This window comes from Chryseobacterium sp. NFX27, assembly GCF_049887855.1.
GTDB lineage: Bacteria > Bacteroidota > Bacteroidia > Flavobacteriales > Weeksellaceae > Chryseobacterium.
The window spans coordinates 66,205-85,784 of record NZ_JAGEKK010000012.1 but is presented as its reverse complement, the minus strand read 5'-3'; the positions used below and the strand labels follow the sequence as shown (position 1 = coordinate 85,784).

Sequence of the window (19,580 nt, the reverse complement as noted above, 5' to 3'; positions counted from 1 at the left end):
TTCTGTCATTGCGAACAGACTGTAGGTCTGCGAACGTAGTTCATAAGTTTACTTATACTTATGTTTTTAACGCAAAGTTCGCAAAGGTTTTTTGACTACTATATGTTTTTTAAGACCGCAAAGGCGTTTCACTTAGTAAAGAACACAAATAATAATTATGCTTATAAGATCTTTATTCTCATATTATTTTCAACCATTAAGGAGTGTTTAGATCGTAAGATGCACTAAGAAAAAATCCACTCATTTCTTAAAGCAGCAATGCTTAAAATCCTACTTATCTAAACACTTTCAACCTTAATGATAAAAATATAAGGATACATATAATAAAAACTTTCGATTGCACTCAAAAGTTGAAACTATCAATTTTAAACAGGATTATAACCCCGTTGCTTTGGTTTCTAAACCTCTTTCGGTAATTAAATTTTCTCTTACCTTTAAGCTTCTGTAAGCCGCGATTGGATCTAAAGCCGCGCCTGTCTGCAATCTTGCAGCTCTTAATAACGGACGAACATCTGTTCTGTAAGCATTCTGCAAAATATCCTGCGCACCAACGACATCATTGTTTAATTGCGCTGCTTTTAAAGCTTTCTGATCAACCAGAAGTGCTGTAGCATAAGCAATTAAAATAGCTTCCAGAGACTGTAACAAATCTTCCAACGGGTCTTTGATGTTGTGGCTTGCGTCGATCATCCAGGCCGGATAAGGATTGTTTGGATTGTTTTCCATTCCGTACACCAACTCATTAAAAATCAAGAATAAAGCATAAGGTTTAATAGAACCCACCGTTAAATCATCATCTCCATATTTGCTGTCGTTGAAGTGGAATCCACCCAATTTTCCTTTATACATCAAGGTTGCAACGATCTGTTCAATATTGGTATTCGGTAAATGATGGCCTAAATCTACCAACGTGTACGCTCTCTCGCCACAAGCATTGGCCAACATAAACGATGTTCCCCAATCCTGAATGGTTGTTGAGTAGAAATTGGGCTCATAAGGTTTATACTCGATGAAAAGCTTCCAGTCTTCCGGCATTTCTGCGTAGATTTCTTTCAAGCTTTTTTCAGTGTTTGATAAAGCGGTCTGGAAATTCAACTGTCCCGGAAAACTTGCTCCGTCTGCCAACCAGACGGTTAAGCTTTTTGAACCTAATTCTTTTCCTATTCTGATGACTTCTTTGTTGTGTTCTACGGCATAAGCTCTTGAATCTTCATTCACAGCGTTCAAAGAACCGAATTTATAAGAATGTTTTGCTCCGGCCTGATCCTGGAATGTGTTTGAATTCATAGCATCAAAAACAAGTCCGTGAGATGTCGCTTTTTCTTTAATTGCTTTCACATCACTTGGAATATCCCAAGGAATGTGTAATGAAACGGCTCCTGCAGAATGTGTTAATGCATGAATTAATCCTACATCATCTAATTTCTGTTCTAAAGAAGAAGGTTCACCACCGTAAGAAAATCTTCCAAAACGCGTTCCTCCCGCTCCTAAAGCCCAACTTGGAATTGCTACCTGAAAATCAGCAATTTTGTTGACAATATCAGCAACATTTGCTCCTGATTTTGTTAATTTATTTTGTAGAAAATCGAAATCTGTCGTAAAGTTTTCAATTTCGCTTTTATTGTATTGTTCAATGATATCTTTTCCTATAATCATGATTTGATTTTTAAAATTTTCAATTTGAAGACTTACTTTTAAAGCCTCCCAATTAATAAACTATATATTTTTTAACCTTCTGTAATTTTGAAAATAATATTAACTATCAAGAATATTTTATATTACTTACATAAACGAAGTGCCTTTGTTTGCAATAATTTTAAACGCAAAGCAATACAAAGATTATTTAAATATCCTAAAAAACAAGATAAACAAAGGCGTTTCACTTATTTTTGAAAAACAAAGCTTCAAATAAACAACTGCTATGTTTAATTTTATCTTGGGAAGGCGTTGGCCATTCCTCCATCTACATTGATGATGTTTCCGGTTGTTTTATCTAAGATTGCAACGCAGGCGAAAACGCCGTTTGCAATGTCTTCAGGAAGAATAATTTCGTTTAGTAAGTTTCTTTTTGCGTAAAACGCAGGGAGTTCTTCAACAGAAATTCCGTTTGCTTTTGCACGGCCTTCTGCCCAGGCTCCTTCCCAGATTTTGCTTCCAACGATCACTCCGTCAGGGTTTACCACATTTACACGAATTTTATCTGTTGCCAGTTCAGCAGCCAGTAATCTTGTCATATGCTGTTGGGCTGCTTTTGCGGTTCCGTACGCCACATTATTGGGACCGGCAACTAAGCCGTTTTTACTGGCTATATTTACGATATCTCCTCCTAAATTTTGCTTTTTCATAATTTCCACACCATTTTTCGCCATCAAGAACTGACCTTTTACCAAAACATTTTCCAGTAACTCCCAGTCTTTTGTTGTGGTATCTTCCAATGATTTAGAAATCGCCAAACCTGCAGAATGAACCAAAATATCAACTCCACCGAAGGCTAAAACAGTTTCTTTAAAAGCATTGGCAATAGCCTCTTCATTAGTCACGTCACAAGTAACAGCTACTGCCTGGTCTTTGCTGTATTTTTCTGTAACAGCATCTAAAGCCTCCTGATTTAAGTCTGTGAAAACAACCACAGCTCCTTCCTGAACCATTTTGTCAGCAATTGCCTGTCCGATTCCGCCTCCTGCTCCGGTTACGATCGCAATTTTTCTTGACAATGGTTTTTCTTTTGGCATTCTTTGCAGTTTTGCTTCTTCAAGCAACCAATATTCGATATCAAAAGCTTCCTGTCTTGGCAAAGATGTATATTCCGAAATCGCTTCTGCCCCACGCATTACGTTGATTGCATTCACATAGAATTCGCTGGCAACACGAGTGGTCTGTTTATCTTTTGAGAAACTGAACATTCCTACGCCCGGATAAATGATGATCACCGGATTCGGATCACGCATTGCAGGGCTGTTCGGATGCTTACAGGTTTCGTAATATTCTTTGTATTCCTGTCTGTACTGTTCAAAAAGAGGAGTTAATTTATCTAAAATAGCTTTAGGATCGCTTAAATCTTCATTTTTATCTAAAGTTAAAACTAAAGGCTGAATCTTTGTTCTTAAGAAGTGATCCGGACAGGAGGTACCCAATGGTGCTAAACGCTCAAGGTCATTACTGTTGATATACTCCAGCACAACATCGCTGTCTGTAAAATGGCCAACCATTCTGCTTTCAGAAGAAGCTAAACCTCTCAACAAAGGCATCAATTGAGCGGCTTTATTTTTACGCTCGCCAGCTGGAAGGGATTCAACTTTCTGCCCACCAAAAACCTGACCTTTTTCTTCGATTTTTTTAGCGATATATTCAGAGGCTGTTTCGATAACTTCCAAACTGTTGATGTAACATTCGTAAGAAGTATCTCCCCAGGTGAATAATCCATGGCTTCCTAAAACAATTCCTCTGATTCCAGGATTATCGTTTAAACATTTTTCCAACTGTAATCCCAGATCAAAGCCGGGACGCTGCCACGGAACCCAGCCCATTGTGTCGCCCCAGATTTCTTTCGTAATTTTTTCGCTGTCTTTTGCCGCAGCTACCGCAATTAATGCATCGGGATGAAGGTGATCGATATGTTTAAATGGAAGCAAGCCATGCAAGGGAGTGTCAATAGAAGGCGCTTTGCTCTCCAGATCAAAAATACAGTGATTGAATAAGCCTACCATTCTGTCTTCATCTGCCAAACCCTGGTACACATTTTTCAGGTTTCTTAATCTTCCTGTGTATAATCCGGCAATTCCTTTTCTTGTTAACGTTCCAATGTCGCCACCCGACCCTTTTACCCACATTACCTCAACATCCTCGTTGGTTAACGGATCTTTTTCAATGGTTTTGCAGCTTGTATTCCCTCCTCCATAATTGGTGATTCTTAAATCTGCTCCTAATATATTTGATCGGTATAAAAATAAAGCCACCTGATCATCTCCTAAAGATGCCGCTTTGTTTTCGTCCCATAAATAGTCTACGTATTTGAATGTTTTAACTTTTTCCATTGGTTTACTTATATTTCTGAATTTTATCCAAAATTAGACTGTAATATTTTTTACAGCATCCCGTACTATACTGCTAAACGCTTTATTTAAAGATAAATTAACGTTGGGTTTTTGCAGTTTAATTTATCCGGGATCAATCTAACTGAGTTTATTTATAATTAATATTTTATGATGATGTGATTTTAAAAATTATTTAACCATTAAGAATACTTAATAGATTAAGATTTAATTATTCTTAATGGTTAAAATTTTAATATGTATTGATTAATATCCGGGAAGCTGGCTCAAATTTGGGTTATCCACTAGCGGATGACCTGCAGACTGCGCGGCAAATGGAAGTAATTCTGTTTTATTCGGTACGAATCCGTAGAACAGGCCGTCTCCACTCCCTTCGATCCAGGTTGGATATACTCCACCGTTTTCGAATGATCCGGTTGGTTTTGTATAAATGATATTACCAATCTGAAGTTGATTGAAACCTGCTGTAAATCCTACTGCTTTTCTTGCATTCCCGTTAAATGTACTTGTGTATGCCTGGAACATATTCGCAGGATACCATTTGTCATCAGCTGTTGAAGTGTGTCCGTTCGCCAGTGCTATATTCTTCAAAGTTGTCTGATAAGCTGCATATCCCGATGGGTTGGTAGGAACCGCCTGAACTTGTGCAATCTGTGCAGGGTCTGTTAAATCAATATATGTAACTGCCAAAAACGGATCTCCGTATACCTGTGCATTTTTGTGGTATTTGTAAAGCCTGTAAATTGGTGTGGATGCAAACTGACCTGTACGGTTGGATAAGTTTTTCATTGCCTGTTTTGTAGCATCAATTTCACTGGCGATACGATTCATTCTGATTAAATCTGTACGAAGCATAAATTCATCTGAAAATTCCCATTTACGCTCCTGAACAATTGCTGACTCAAAAGCCTGCTGACTGCTTGGTGCTGGCAGAGCACCAATTCCTGCGCGATTTCTTACCTGCATTAAAGCTGCTATCCCCGCAGCAGTGGGTCCGCCATTTAAATAATTCTGTGTTTCTGCATACATTAATAAAACATCAGCATATCTGATAATCGGGATATTCAAGTTACGTGCATCTGCAGCCTGTGGCTCTACACACCATGAAATTCTGAATTTACCCGGCATAATACAGGAATACGTAGTTCCTACATCTACCCAGGTATCACTTGCATTACCTGTGTTTAAAAAGTAAATACTGTAAGAAGTACAGGCAACATCTCTTCTTTTATCCGCCTGATTAAATGACAGGTAATAACTTGGAAGGATAAACTGTAAGGCTTTACGAGAGCCATAAGCACCTGCTCTGGAACCCGGGTGTGCGTAGACTCCGAATGCTGAATTGGTATTGGGACCGTATTCAGCGATATGCCAAAGCATTTCCTGATTTACAGCTGCAAAATTTCTTCTGTCGAAATTGAACCACAAGGCTTCAAAACCGCTTTTTCCACCTTGAGCCTGTACCAAACTATTGGTACCGCCATTAATTACAGAAGCTGCTGCTGCGTCTGCAATCTGATACAGCTGCTGAACTCTTGCATTATCAGGACGGCGAGACATTGTCCCTGCTGCTCCTGTATTCAGGTCCCAACGGAGAGAATATCCTGCTGCATACAGAGCAATTCTGGCTAAAAGCGCATTAGTTGACTGTTTGTTCAATCTTTCCGGTGTTCCGTTAGAAACCGGCATATTGTTGATGGATTCCTGAATATCAGCAATCACACGATCGTAAATTACATCACGTGAAGTACGTTTCGGGTAAAGTGTACTTGGATCATTGGGATCTGCCTCTTCCAAAGGTATCCAGATCGCAGGTACATCACCGTAAACCCTGATCAAATTGTAATAGCAAAATGCACGAATGGCTTTTGCTTCTGCCAATAATGCTTCACGCTTTGGGCTGGCCGGCATATCCGGTAATCTGTCGATCGCAATATTGGTTCTTTCTATAACTGCATACATGGCAGCATATATTCCTGTCACGGTATTCGGAGTATAGGCATCATATTGATAGTTGGCAATATTGTATTTGGAATTATTGGTTGTTCCGTCTTCAGCAGAATGAGTCACTGTATCTCCTGATCCCAGCTGATAGAACATCTCCGTAGGAACCAGACCTCTGTAAAGACCCTGAACAAATGCATCTGCAGTTTCTATATTGGTAAATACGGATTCTGTATCAGAAGAGTTATAAGCAGGTTGATTTAAGAAATCATCGCTGCATGAATTGATGCCTAAACCGGCGATCAAAATAGTGGGAACAATGATTAATCTCCTGATAAAGTTGTGTGTATTAAATATATTTTTCATGACTGAAACAATTAAATATTAAAAAGTAAGATTGATACCCAAAACATAACTTCTGGATCTAGGGAATGAAGAACTGTCATATCCGGGAGAAACTGTAACACCAGTGGCTGCTGAAACCTCCGGATCATATCCTGAATACCCTGTAATGGTTGCTAAATTATTAACCGTTGCATAAATACGTGCATTGGTCAGTCTTACAGTCCTTAAAAATTCTTTGGGAAAAGAATACCCCAGTGTAACCATGGAAATTCTTAAATAGGAGCCATCTTCCACATAATAGGATGAAGGATACGTGATATTAGCTGTATTGGTATTGCTTAAACTCCACAGTCTTGAGTCTTCATTAGGGTTTAGTTCTTTTAATCTTGCCAAATTCGTTGTTGCCTGGCCGGTATTAGGATCAATAAGACGATAATAATTATCCCCAAATTCTGAAGGCACGTTCTGGAAAACTCCGTAAGGGCTCAAACTTTGTTTGGTTGCATTATAAATATCACCTCCTACACTGAATTTCATGAACACCGCCAAATCAAAACCTTTGTAAGAAAAATTATTACTGATCCCTCCGATAAAGTCCGGCGTACCATTCCCTATTTTCACTAACTTTCTTGTAAACTGATCTCCTGCAGCATTATCTGCAGCAAATTTCATATCTCCCGGCTTAGGAGTTCCAGACGCCGGCTTTACAACTCCCGGCTTTAAAGTCAATGTTCCGTTTTCTGCCTGAGTAAAGTCATCAGTAGTATAAATTCCCTGATAAACATATCCGTACATATCACCTAACTCTTCTCCAACGGTGGCATAATACGTTACCATTCCTGATCTGTTACCGCCTACACTGAAGGTTCTGAATGCTCTCCCTTCATCAAGAGATAATACTTTTGATTTGTTAAAACCTATATTGGCATCTGTAGACCATCTGAAGTTTTCAGATTTTAAATTGATTGAATTTAAGGTGAATTCCATACCGGTATTTTTCATGGAACCTATATTTAAAAACTTGCTTTTATACCCAGTAGATGCAGGAAGAACAGTTTCCAGCAACATACCGCTTACATTGTTATTATAAAACTCAGAACTTAATTTAATTCTATTGTCAAATAAAGCGATATCTACTCCTATGTTTGTAGATTTCATCTCTTCCCAGTATGCGCCGCGGTTACCTAGAACAGTACTTGTTGTTAAGGCCAGGTTACCCACCGTATTATTGGAAGGATAATCAGTCGGTATCACGTTGGTTCTGAATACGTTATTCGGGATACTGTTATTTCCTATTACTCCATATTCAAATCTGAACTTCAGATCACTAACATACTTATCAATTTCAAAACTCTTCCAGAAGCCTTCCTGTGAAACTCTCCAGGCTGCAGCTACAGATGGGAATACACCCCATTTTTTATCTGCTCCAAATTTTGATGATCCATCACGTCGAATGGTACCTGTTAATAAATAACGATTGTCATAGTTATAGTTTACACGTCCGAAGTAAGAAATTAAGGCATTTGAGTCTTTGTCTGTACTTTTATCGGCAACAGTAGCATTTGATATATCATCTAACCCGTAATTTAAAATAGACGGGAATTTTATCAGTTTCATGTAATTATTCTCGTTGTTATCATAGACAATTTCATGTCCGATCAACCCGGTAATTTTATGTTTTTCACCTAACGTTTTATTATAGGTTAATGTATTGGTGATCTGATAACGGTAGGCTTCAGCATTTTCAATACTTCCGTTGATTCCTGTATTTACAGGATCTGTAAGAAATGCACGCGAATTTCTATCTGAAAATGCTGTTGATTTAGTATTTGTCCAGTTATAAGAGCCGGCAGTTCTGAATGTGAAATCTTTCAACAAATCAAATTCAAGGCCTACATTCGCCAAAAATGTTCTTGCGCGTCTGTTTTGGGTAGATGCTGCTGTTTCTATATATGGGTTTTCTGTATCAAAACTAGAATCCAATGCAGAAAAATCAGGGAAAGTCTGCGTATTGAATAACTGATCCTGAGTAAACAATGTTCCACCTGTAATAGGCTGAAGCAATATTTTCTTCATTCCTGAATAGGCTCCTCCTCCATTTGTAGAATTGGAGGAAAACATGGAACTGAAATCCAAACGAATGCCTTTATACAATTCTGAATTGACATTGGCACGTAATGAATTTCTTGTTTCGCTGAAATTCTGCAGCAAACCGTCCTGTTTATTATAATTATAACTGATGAATGTCTGCGTTTTATCTGTGCCCGCAGAAACACTTACATTGTGGTTCTGCGTAAGTCCTGTACCGCCAAGCATCCTTTCCTGCCAGTCCAGTGCAGGTGCCGATCCATATCTATTGCTGATTCTATTATATACTCCTGTATAAAATCCCGGAGAATCTGTTCCTAAACTATTATCAAATACGTTACTCCATTTTGTGGCGCCTCCTCCAAGCTGAGCCAGCTCATACTGATATTTAACATACTGCTCCGCATTAGAAACCATATCCAGCTTTTTCGAAAGCATGTCAAATGACATAAAAGAGTTATAAGTAATAGTTACTCTTCCTTTCTTTCCGGTTTTCGTTTTAATAACAATAATACCGTTGGAACCACGCGCACCATAAATGGCAATGGCGGAAGCTCCTTTCAATACGTCAATACTTTCAATATCATTAGGGTTAATAATGTTCAAAGCATTATCCAGCTGAAAGCCGTCTACAATATACAACGGTTCTGTACCCTGAGTAATAGAAGCCCCTCCACGAATCGTAATGTTTGCTCCTGCTCCCGGCGCGCCGCCTGCAGTTACAATATTCAGTCCGGATGCTCTTCCCTGCAGTGCCTGTAAAGCATTCATTGCCGGTGTTGCTGCTAAATCTTTTGCAGAAACTGAAGAAACAGATCCTGTTAAGTCCGATTTCTTAACTTTACCGTAACCAATAATAACCACTTCCTCAATATCTTTTGTGCTATTTTTCACAGTATCGTTTACCGTCTTTTGTCCCCAGACAAAACTGGTTGAAAGCATAAATGCCGGAAAGACTATTCGCTTTATATTTTTGTGTTTAACTATCAAAGACATATATTAATTTTTATGTTACCAAAATACACCGTTACAAAAATTCGGGCATCCTGCAATATCCTGTATTATAAAATTCATAATTCATCACAATTAATTACAAATAATTAAATTATATTTTAAAATAAGCAACAAAACAACTATAAATCACCAATCATTTAGTAAAATACTTAACTAAACCGTGAATTATAAATTCCTATTTTAAATAGATACCCATTTTTTAGAGTTAAATTGCTTTTAATAAAAAACACTGAAAAAAAATCAGTGCCTTATTTGAGTTATTTTCTAACTCTGAAACTATATGAATGAATATTGTGAAATTGTAAATGAAGTACAAAGGCTTATTTCAAAGAATTTCCGTACCCTACCATCAAAATAGAAATGAACATGACGATCATTCCAACAGCAATGGTAGTAATCGTTTTTTTGGACACTCCTTTCCATTCTTTGATGATAATTCCCCATAAATTAGCAATGAAAATGATAAATGCCATGTGTAAAATCCATGAACTGGCACCATTTCCCATTTTACTTTCGCCCATTCCGTAAAAAAAGAACTGTAAAAACCACATTGTTCCGGCAAGTGCACAGAAAATCAGGTTTTGTAAAACCGGTACATTTCTTTTGGAATAGTCTGTATAAGATTTGTTTTTGACTGATAAATATACACAGCCGATCAGGTTGACGGCCATTCCGCCCCAAAGAACAACCACATAGGTTACATTGTTCTGAAAAAGGAATTCTCCTTGCCCCGGATTTGCTAATTTCCAGGCTTCATTCGCAACGTCTGCCATTGGTTTTCCTGCTTCTAAACCGAAGTTGAAACAAGCGCTTAAAACTCCTGATATGATAGAAACTATTAGCCCTAATCCGAATTTATATTCCGTTTTCACCTGTGTTCCGTGAGGATCCAGTGAATCGGCTTGCAGTTCTTTTTCTTTCATCATTCCTGCTTTTCCGCTGATGATGATTCCGACTACACAAACAAGAAGTCCCAATAAAACAAACTGTCCCCATTTACTCGAAAACAACAAACCGATATTGTCTTTTCCTGTGTGCGGAGAAAATTCATAATAAATTGATGGAACCAGCGAACCAAAGATCATACAAAGCCCTAAAATAATGCTGCTTCCCAGCGCAACGCCCAAATATCGAACTCCCAGGCCATACGTGAAACCACCGATTCCCCATAAGGCACCGAACAAAAACGTAAGTCCCAATATGGCAGAAGTCTCATTCTGAATAATTCCCCAAAAATTAGGAATGGTAAGAAAAGCGGCCAGCGGCGGAACAATGATCCAAGAGAAAACTCCTCCTATTAGCCAATACGTTTCCCATGACCAGCCTTTTACTTTTTTATAAGGTAAATAAAAACTGCCTGAAGAAAAGCCACCTAAAAAGTGAAAAAAAACGCCTAATAATGCATTCATAATTTTATCTTATGGTTGAATTTGAAAATTAACACTATGAAATCGATTGCGCATCTTGTGGTGTCATGCAATTGATTTTATTATTCTCTTTTCGGCAATAAAATTAAGATTTTTTCTTAATTCTATTAATATTAGTTAAATATTGAAATTTCACAGCTTATACATGTTTTTAACTCAAAGATTTTCAGTTATATACGTTTTACCTGTATGCAGCAAAGAAGACGGATAAATTAGCTTTGAAGCAACTGCTTTATCAAATCTGTTTACCGATTTTTCACTTTGCCGGCTAAAATCTGGATTTAGGAAAAATAAATCTCTGCGTAAAAAATTAAGGCTTTAACCAAAACCGATTAGATTTGGTTAAAGCCTTATAATTGACCTTATTTATAGCCGGGCTTAGCCAACCTATTGATATTAGCCAACCTATTGATAGAAATAATTCTATGTATTAATTACTTTTTACTTCAATTGATACACTTCACTTGCAGCAAGCAACAGACAGCCTAAGCCATAATCTTCAAAATCAGGTTCTTTGTCAACAGCAAGTGGTTGACCGTCCTTAGGTTCTTTTCCCGTTCCCTGAACCCAACCTAAAAATCCATTAGGCTGAACCGAATCTTTTGCAATCGCATTCCAGGCTTTAACAACAACCGGCAAATAAGTTTCTCTGTCTATTAGGCCTTTATTAATTCCGTACGCCATTCCATATACAAAAAGAGCAGTTCCTGTCATTTCTTTTCCTCCATAATGGGTAGGATCATGTAAACTTGCATTCCAAAAACCGTCCTCTCTCTGAATTGGGATCAAAGCTGATAATAAGTCTTTATAATCCTGCAAATACTCCTGATAATGAGGATCGGATTTAGGCGTATCTTCCAAGGTACGGGCCAAAGCTGCCACTACCCAACCGTTACCGCGGCTCCAGTAGCAATCTTCACCATTGGGTTCTTTATAAGGCGGTACAAAGCTTTTATCTCTCCACCAAAGTTTATCTTTTGGATTATATAAGCCATTTCCTCCATGTTTGTATTTTGTATACGCATACATTTCGTAATTTCTGTCGAAATACTTTTTTTCACCCGTCATTCTGCCCAGTTTTGTAAAAATAGGCATTGCCATTTGCAGCGCATCGATCCACCACCAGTCGTCTATTTTAGTGGTCGCCATCATACTGTCTATGGAAGCTTTAACAAATTTTATTCTCTCCGGATTTTTTTTACCATCGATTTCATAAAGATCTAAATAGGTCTGACTACAAGCCTGATTGTCTGCATTGCGCGTATAAGTATCCCGCATCATATTCCAATTGTGCTTTTCAGACCATGACATGGCATAGTCGTAATATTCTTTTTTAGGATATACTTTATATAATGCGATCAACCCCTCATAATAAACAGCTCTAGTCCACAGATTACTTGGCCAAACTTTTTTACCGACAATTTCTTTTCCTGTATCGGGCCATTTGTTCATGAAATATTGATTCGCCCTCCTGGAAACGTCCAAAACCTCTTTTTTATCCGGAAGGTTAACGCTCTTTGCACTCGTTCCTTTTTGAACTGAGCAGGAAGATAAAACTCCGGTAATCAACGCAAAAAAAGCGCCTCTCATTAATACTTTCTTCATAATTATATATATTTTTTATTTTTAAAATTTATTAGTTTTAAATAATTTTGACTTATAAATTGTAAGACTGATTAAGGTTTAACGGTATGGATATTGGGTACAGGAACCTTTGAGACCGATTCATCCAGATAATAATCAGTGTGAGGAGGCTGATTGTAGCCTACATTTTGCCAGACAATGCTCAGCCGATATTGTGGATTGTGCATGAGCGTGTACAAACGGTGCTTCGTGGGAATTGTCGAACTGAAAATTCTCAATTCCTGATTATCTGAGGTTCTGTAAATCAATTCTTCCCGCCAGTCTCCAAATAAATCAGCCACCAAAGAAGGGTTCTTCTTGGTCCCGTTGTTAGATTCGCACTGAAAATTTTTAGCATCAAAAATTATATTTGACTTCTCTTTTTCCCAGTCCCATTTTGCTATGGAAGTTCCGTCTAAAATTTCACTTAAAAAATCTCCGTCCCAATAAATTCCCATATTAACTGCCGGATTTTTATCACTGATCTTCTTTCCTTTGGCATCGTAAAGTCCTTTAATTCCAGCTCCTGCAGCCCAACATTCGGAACCTTCATGATGAGGATCGATATTTAAAGACAAACCTCTTCCAGGACCCTGAAATTTTCCCTGCTTACTGTAAATCAAAGAAGGTAATTTCCATAAAACTTTTCCGGTAGCCCCATCTCTGAAATGGGCACCTGCATTGTCAAATCTCTCCTGAATATCAAAAATTTCCAAACCGGGATTTGAAGGATCTAAATCACCAACATGCAGAGCATCACCGTGACCGTAGCCCGTGCTGTTTAATACTTTTCCATTGTCATCGACCGTCATGGCTCCGAAGATAATTTCATCTTTTCCGTCATTATCAACATCTGCTATGCTCAGGTTATGATTTCCCTGTCCGCGGTATTGTTTATTTTCTTCTGAACTTTCTGTATCAAAAAGCCATTTTAAGCTGAGTTTTTTATCTTTAAAATCCCAGGCTGCAATTGCCGTTTTTGTATAATAACCTCTCGACATAACCACACTCGGATGTTTACCATCCAAATAAGCTACTGCTCCCAAAAACCGATCTATTCTGTTGCCTTTTGCATCACCCCAGGTTTCGGTCATTTGTTCATCATTCGGATTTAAATTTCCTGCAAATCTTGGAACCTGGTAATGAACTGTATGAATTTCCTCACCTGTTTCTCCGTTAAAAACCGTCAGATATTCAGGTCCTGAAAGGATAAATCCGTTTTCATTTACATAATTTTTTGTTTTATCTCCAATGAATTTCCCTTTACCATCTTTGCTTCCGTCTGCGGTCTTCATTACGATTTCCGCTTTACCATCCTGATCCAGATCGTAGACCAGAAACTGGGTATAATGTGCGCCTTCCCGTATGTTCTTTCCTAAATTAATTTCCCATAAGAAGGTTCCGTTTAGTTTATACGCCTGAATAATTGGCTCATCCGTAATACCTTTCTGGCTGTTGTCTTTTGATCTTCCGGTTTGATGAAGAATAATTTCATACTCACCATCTCCGTCAAGATCTGCAACAGAGGCATCATTCGGTGTATATCCTGCAGGAGTTTTTAAAGGAATGGAAAAATATGGTTTCTGATTAGCTGCATATGTCGCAGAATCAATATCTACTGTTTTATCCTGAGTATTAGATTTTACGAAATAAGTGTAATTCTTTGCTTTGTCGGCTGTTTTATCTAAAAAGCTGGTTTCATTGAACAATGGCTTTTCATTCAGCTTTTTGGTAACATTATTTTCTATACGAAACAGATCAAAATGGGTGTGTTGAGCTTCTGTTCCCAACAGACGCCAACCTACAAAAACTCCGGATTCTGCGGGAATCGCAACAATTCCCCTTTTCAGATACTCCATTTGTCTTTGGGCAAAAAGGAATTGTGAAAAGAAAAAAGCTGTTGCTATGTATTTTATTTTTTTGTTCATTACCTTACCTTAATATTAAATATATGTTTGGCTAAAGCCGAATTTCAAACCTCATTCATAAACGGGATTGCTTCAAAAAGTTCAGGAAGACGAGTCCGTTTCTATTTCTGATTATTCAATCGATTGCACAAATTCAATTATATATTTTATTTACTTTGTTTCAGCAACCATTTTACCCATTCTTCAGTTCCCTGATAATTGGTGAAGTCTGCAGGTAATTTTTTACCGTCAATATACTCATTGTAACACCACGGATCGCCCAACGCAAAGACCGTTCCTTTACCAAATTTTGCAATAGCTCCAATGTTTCTGCCTTCTGCAGTTAAAATGGCTTTTGCAGGATTTTTCACATCAATCGAACTGACTTCCTTCATATATAATTTCTGCTCTGAAAAAACTTCATTTCCTGCCGGAACCATTACTTTTCCCTGGTCAAATTCTTTTTTCTGAACGCGGTTGTAACTGTCACCGTTAAAATGAATTCCAAATTCTGCCGCCAGTTTGTTAAAATGTTCAAATTCAGAATTACCGCTGTCATTGCTCATTAAAACCAAAACACCCCCTTTGTTCACCCATTCCACCAAATTTTTGATGCTTGCTGCATCAATCGGATTTGCCTTTCCACCGTAAGCTTCTTTGTCAATATCCGCATCGACAATAATATATACACTGGCATTTTTCAAATCTTTTTTTGCCGGTGCCGTTGCCAGCATACTGATTTCTGCGCCTTGTTTTGTGAAGATTTCTCCCAATAAAGAAAAACCGCCGTTGCTGGTGTCATTCCATGTGTAATGCCATGGCTCGAGTACCTTGGTTTCTTTATTTTCCTTTTTTTCGTTATTGAAAAAGTTATCTAAAACGACTTTTGGTTTCTGCTGAGCATTGGCAAAACCAAATGTCAGCACAGTTGCTAATGTGAATGTTTTTACTATTTTGCTATTCATTTCTTTTTAATTTTATTTTGAATACTGTATTAGAATTAATTGGATTTCTCCGTCCAAGCCGGAAGGCTGAACTTTCCAGTTGGATGCATCAAAAGGCTTATAGTTAATATTCACAAAATTGATTTCGTGGTAATTCCGCCACTGAATTTTCTTTTGATCCATATCCCGGATTCTATTCGCCATTAAATTACAAACTTCAATCTGAACCGTATTTTTCCCTTTCTTTACATATTTTCCGATATTAATTTCGAACGGAATACTCCAGACAATTCCTGCTTCCTGACCGTTGACCATCACTTTTGCACTTTCGTACAATTTATCAAATTTTAAAAGATAATCATCCGCATTTTTTTTCTTCAAGTTGAAAGTTGTCGTGTAAACTCCTGTTCCAGAAAAACTTTGGGTTGCTGGATCTTCTGAAAAATTGGTCCAGGGTTCCAGTTTCATTAAATTTCTTGATTTCGGAAGTTCAGGACCTCCTTCTTTGAAACTTAACTGCCAAGCCTTATCTAAAATTACCGGAGATCCTTTCTTTTCAACATATTTCCAGTTTGAGACTGAAGGATCAAGATTTTGAGAATTTTTTAAAATTAATGATTCTCCTGATTTTAATTGAATTCTCACCGAATTATTTTGTGTTTGTGCAACTCCAAAATCTCCGTTTCCAGGATTCATTATGGTCGTCTGTTTCCCTATATAATTAAGAGGAATGAATTGATTGATTTCTTTTGAAGTATGATTGACAAGGTAATAATATTTTCCGCCGTCAAAATCTCTTCTAATAAATTTCAATCCGGTATCCGTTAATTTTTCTCTTTCAATTTTTAGATATTCTAATCCTTTCTCAACATCAGAACTTAAAACAATTTTACCTTTTCCAAATGTTGCGGTTTTTAGATTTTTGTTTTGGTTCTGAAACTGAATCTGTGCCCATAAAGATTGTAAACGGGTTCGTCTTTTTTCAATTTCAAAGTTTCCCGGAATATCTTTTGGCCCGTTTTGAAAAATTATTGAAGCTCCGTTTTGAGCTAATTTGAGAATATTATTTAAAGTCGTTTCGGGTAAATAAGTCAGTTCAGGAATAATTAAAACCTGATAGGCAGAACCACCGTTAGATACCTGAATTTTATGATTTTCCGATTTCGCTTCGCCAATCATTTTATCCGAAACCATATCAAGAGAATATCCCATTTTTCCCAATTTAACCAAATCACTATAAAACGGAGTTGGCTGAAGCCATTTTTCTATGTTATGAACTTTAAATGCAACATCTTTTCCTTTCGGATTCGCCCATTGGTCATAAACTGGCCAGTATATTAAAACTTCATTATCCGATTTTCCGCTTTGCAAAACAGACTGGGTTCTTTCGACATAGGAATTAAGAGCTTTAAGATGCGGCCATAAGCTGTTTTCAGGAACAAAATTAACCGAGGCATAAAACAGCCAACCGGGAAAAGGAACATCCGCAGGAGTATAAGTCGTTCCGTGATAAAAAACGTGATTGATTCCTGATAAAAACACCTGCTCCACTTCCGGTTTTGCCTGCGACCAGGAGGTTTTAAAATGTTCCGTAAGCCAGGTAAAGGTTTCGTTTGAAATTAATTTTTTGCCTGTAATATTGGCAGCTGATGAAGCAAACTTTAACATATTAATATCCGGAATATCCGATTTTTGGACATCTGCGCTGTCTCTCCTTAACCCCGGGATCTCAAAAACCGTGCTTCCGAAAGTTTCAGATTCAGGAATATCGACTGCTGCATACAAATCAAGTAAATTTCCGGGTGAACCGTGTGCCTGGTTGGTATTTTTTGAGTTTTTGGAATGTGCCCATCTTGTGAAATCCTCAGTAAAATTGTGTAAAATCAATTCACTCAGCGTTTCTCTGTAATCTGATTTTACCCGTCCTGTGATTTCATTCTCTTCATTACTGACCAAATATTTAATGTACGGACTTAAATCGTACCCTCTTCTTTTTTTAAATTCATTTTTAAAATCCGGTGTCCAATCGGCATTGTAAACTTCATAACTGTCATTAAAAAAAGAACGGATTCCGTAGTTTGAATTTCCAAAAGCTTTATCAAAAGTTTTCAGATAATCCTTCATTGCATCTGGCGAAAAATGGTCTAAAGTATAGCCTTCTCCACCCGGAGCGGCACGTTTTACTTTTTGTAAAGTTTTACCAGCAAAAACTGCATAAATCGTCCATTTTCCCGAGCCTGGTTTCCAGTTGAGAAAGCCATCGTTTGTAACTTTATCGGTTAAGACAACTGCTTCATTTTTTTCGTTGTAAGCCGTTACAATATCGAGCTTTATTGTTTGTAAATTCTTTTGTTTTTCATCTTTCAGAACAATTTTATCTGAAAACTTTTCACCTGAAGAAACCGTATAAGTCTGAACAATTATTTTTGTCGCAGCATCTTCTTCCTTTACTTGTGGCCCGCCAATGGGCCAACCGGTTCCGACTGCCATATCAACGCCCATTTGTAAGCTTTTTGCCTTGTTCGTAGTGAACTGCAGCATTTTCATCCATTCCGGAGAAAGATAATTGATGTATTGTTTCTCAAAGCCTTTTGCCCCGTAAATTGGAACGATTTCCACCCCTCCAAAACCTGCTTTATGTAAAGTTGTCAGTTGTTTATCCAATCCTTTTTCATCAACACCATTTCCCATCCACCACCACCGCGTCCACGGTTTTGCCGTTTCTGTAGTTTTTGGCCACGGATTTTGTGCGGAAAGATTTCCGAACGTAAAACAGATCAGACTAAGACTGACTATATTTTTAATTTTCATTTTTAACTTTTAAATTTAACCACTTAAAGTCACAAAAGATTTTAAACACTTCAGTTACTTTAAGTGTGTGATTCTGTTTTTGAGAAGAACACATTAGTTTTAAAAATCATAGATTTTTAATTAATTTCCATCAGGTTTTAAAGATTCCATGAAGATACTTTCCGGCCAATGGAATTTTTCAACACTATCAGGTTTATTTGGATCGAAGTCTTTATAATTTTTTGAAATATATTTTTTCAAAGGTAATCTTTGATCGACCATACTTTTCACTACACATTTAGCCAGTTCGTAAGCTCCATATGCATTAAAGTGGGTATCATCCGCCAAAATATCCGGTTGGTTGGGGTAAGAATTTGCAGGATAATATACAAATGCTTTTTTGGAAGGTTCCGGGCCCATTGCTTCGAACAGCGTTTTGCTTATCGCATTTAAGTCAATCAAAAATATATTTTCTTCCTTTGCCATTTCACGCATCGCATCGGGAAAATCATCCAATGTGTTGACAATTTTATTATTCTCATCAAAAACGCGGCGGTTCATTGAAGTAACCAAAACAGGAATTGCATTCAACTGTTTCGCTTTATGGATCCATTCCTTTAATCTTTTTCTGTAACCGGATTTTGTACTATTTCCTGATTTCTGGTCATTGTGTCCAAACTGGATGAAGAGATAATCTCCCGGTCTGATTTCATTCCAGATTTTATCGATTCGGTAACGGTCTTCAAAGGCTTTCAGAGTTTCTCCACTTTCGGCATAATTTGCAATAACCACTTCATTCGGAACAAAAAAGTACGGCAATATTTGTCCCCAAGAAGCCCAGGGCTCATATTGTGCATCAACTACTGTTGAATCTCCTGTCAGATAAATTGTTGTCGCTGTTTTGTTGGGTTGAATGATTAATGTACAAACTTTTGGAGCTTTATCATTAAATTCAATCGTTAATAAATTATCCCAGTGTAAATATTTTCTTTCTCTTGGTTTTAATTTTACAATGCCAATTTCATCTCCGTTTTGATTACGAATGATGCTGTCTTTTACATGAACGGATATTGTTTTGTCCGCAACTTCACCTTTTTTTGTTTTCACATTCTCCAACATTAAGCGGCGGTTTTCTACACGAACTGTTGTTTCCGAAGTGCCTTTGGAGTCCCCTAAATTTAGTCTAATATCATAGTTTCCTTCAGAAATTACAACCGAAAAATAAAAAGGTTTATCGCTGGTAATAAAATCTCCTGTCAGAGGATCTCCTGATCTGTCAACAGATTTTAAACCGGAAATATCCATAAATCCGTATCCTTTTTTCTTATCAAATTTTGAAGTCGGGGTGATTGGAATAAATCCGTTTTGGACTCTTTCGCCGCCAAAATCAAATTTGAAAGTAGTTTGTTGGGCAAACATCAACGAACAAATAAAAAGTATTAAAAA

The 19,580-nt window shown here is 37.4% G+C and carries 10 protein-coding genes; all 10 read right to left on the bottom strand.

The window, feature by feature from the left end; translation table 11 throughout:
- Positions 1-375: 375 nt before the first annotated feature.
- The 10 genes from J4Q03_RS14365 to J4Q03_RS14320 all read right to left on the bottom strand — a co-directional run bounded on the left by J4Q03_RS14365 (position 376) and on the right by J4Q03_RS14320 (position 19,553).
- Complete coding sequence (locus J4Q03_RS14365; RefSeq protein ID WP_426048826.1) at positions 376-1,656, bottom strand: TIM barrel protein; 1,281 nt, start codon at positions 1,654-1,656, stop codon at positions 376-378.
- Positions 1,657-1,931: 275 nt separating this feature from the next.
- Positions 1,932-4,034 carry a bifunctional aldolase/short-chain dehydrogenase gene (locus J4Q03_RS14360; protein WP_426048825.1) on the bottom strand — a complete coding sequence of 701 codons (2,103 nt, stop codon included), beginning with the start codon at positions 4,032-4,034 and terminating at the stop codon, positions 1,932-1,934.
- Positions 4,035-4,298: 264 nt separating this feature from the next.
- Positions 4,299-6,362: a RagB/SusD family nutrient uptake outer membrane protein gene (locus J4Q03_RS14355; protein WP_426048824.1), complete on the bottom strand. Its 2,064-nt coding sequence runs from the start codon at positions 6,360-6,362 to the stop codon at positions 4,299-4,301.
- 18 nt (positions 6,363-6,380) lie between these two features.
- Entirely contained in the window at positions 6,381-9,425 is a 3,045-nt protein-coding gene (locus J4Q03_RS14350; RefSeq protein WP_426048823.1) for a SusC/RagA family TonB-linked outer membrane protein, read from the bottom strand.
- 338 nt (positions 9,426-9,763) lie between these two features.
- Positions 9,764-10,852: an L-rhamnose/proton symporter RhaT gene (rhaT, locus tag J4Q03_RS14345; RefSeq protein WP_426048822.1), complete on the bottom strand. Its 1,089-nt coding sequence runs from the start codon at positions 10,850-10,852 to the stop codon at positions 9,764-9,766.
- A 459-nt stretch (positions 10,853-11,311) separates the two neighbouring features.
- Positions 11,312-12,475 (bottom strand): glycoside hydrolase family 88 protein, encoded by a 1,164-nt coding sequence (locus J4Q03_RS14340; protein ID WP_426048821.1) that lies wholly within the window; start codon positions 12,473-12,475, stop codon positions 11,312-11,314.
- 71 nt (positions 12,476-12,546) lie between these two features.
- Positions 12,547-14,421: a rhamnogalacturonan lyase gene (locus J4Q03_RS14335; protein WP_426048820.1), complete on the bottom strand. Its 1,875-nt coding sequence runs from the start codon at positions 14,419-14,421 to the stop codon at positions 12,547-12,549.
- A gap of 146 nt (positions 14,422-14,567) precedes the next feature.
- Positions 14,568-15,365 (bottom strand): DUF4350 domain-containing protein, encoded by a 798-nt coding sequence (locus J4Q03_RS14330; RefSeq protein ID WP_426048819.1) that lies wholly within the window; start codon positions 15,363-15,365, stop codon positions 14,568-14,570.
- Positions 15,366-15,377: 12 nt separating this feature from the next.
- On the bottom strand, positions 15,378-18,155 hold the full coding sequence (locus J4Q03_RS14325) for a glycosyl hydrolase (protein ID WP_426048818.1): 2,778 nt from the start codon (positions 18,153-18,155) through the stop codon (positions 15,378-15,380).
- A 120-nt stretch (positions 18,156-18,275) separates the two neighbouring features.
- On the bottom strand, positions 18,276-19,553 hold the full coding sequence (locus tag J4Q03_RS14320; RefSeq protein WP_426048817.1) for a rhamnogalacturonan acetylesterase: 1,278 nt from the start codon (positions 19,551-19,553) through the stop codon (positions 18,276-18,278).
- Positions 19,554-19,580: the final 27 nt, after the last annotated feature.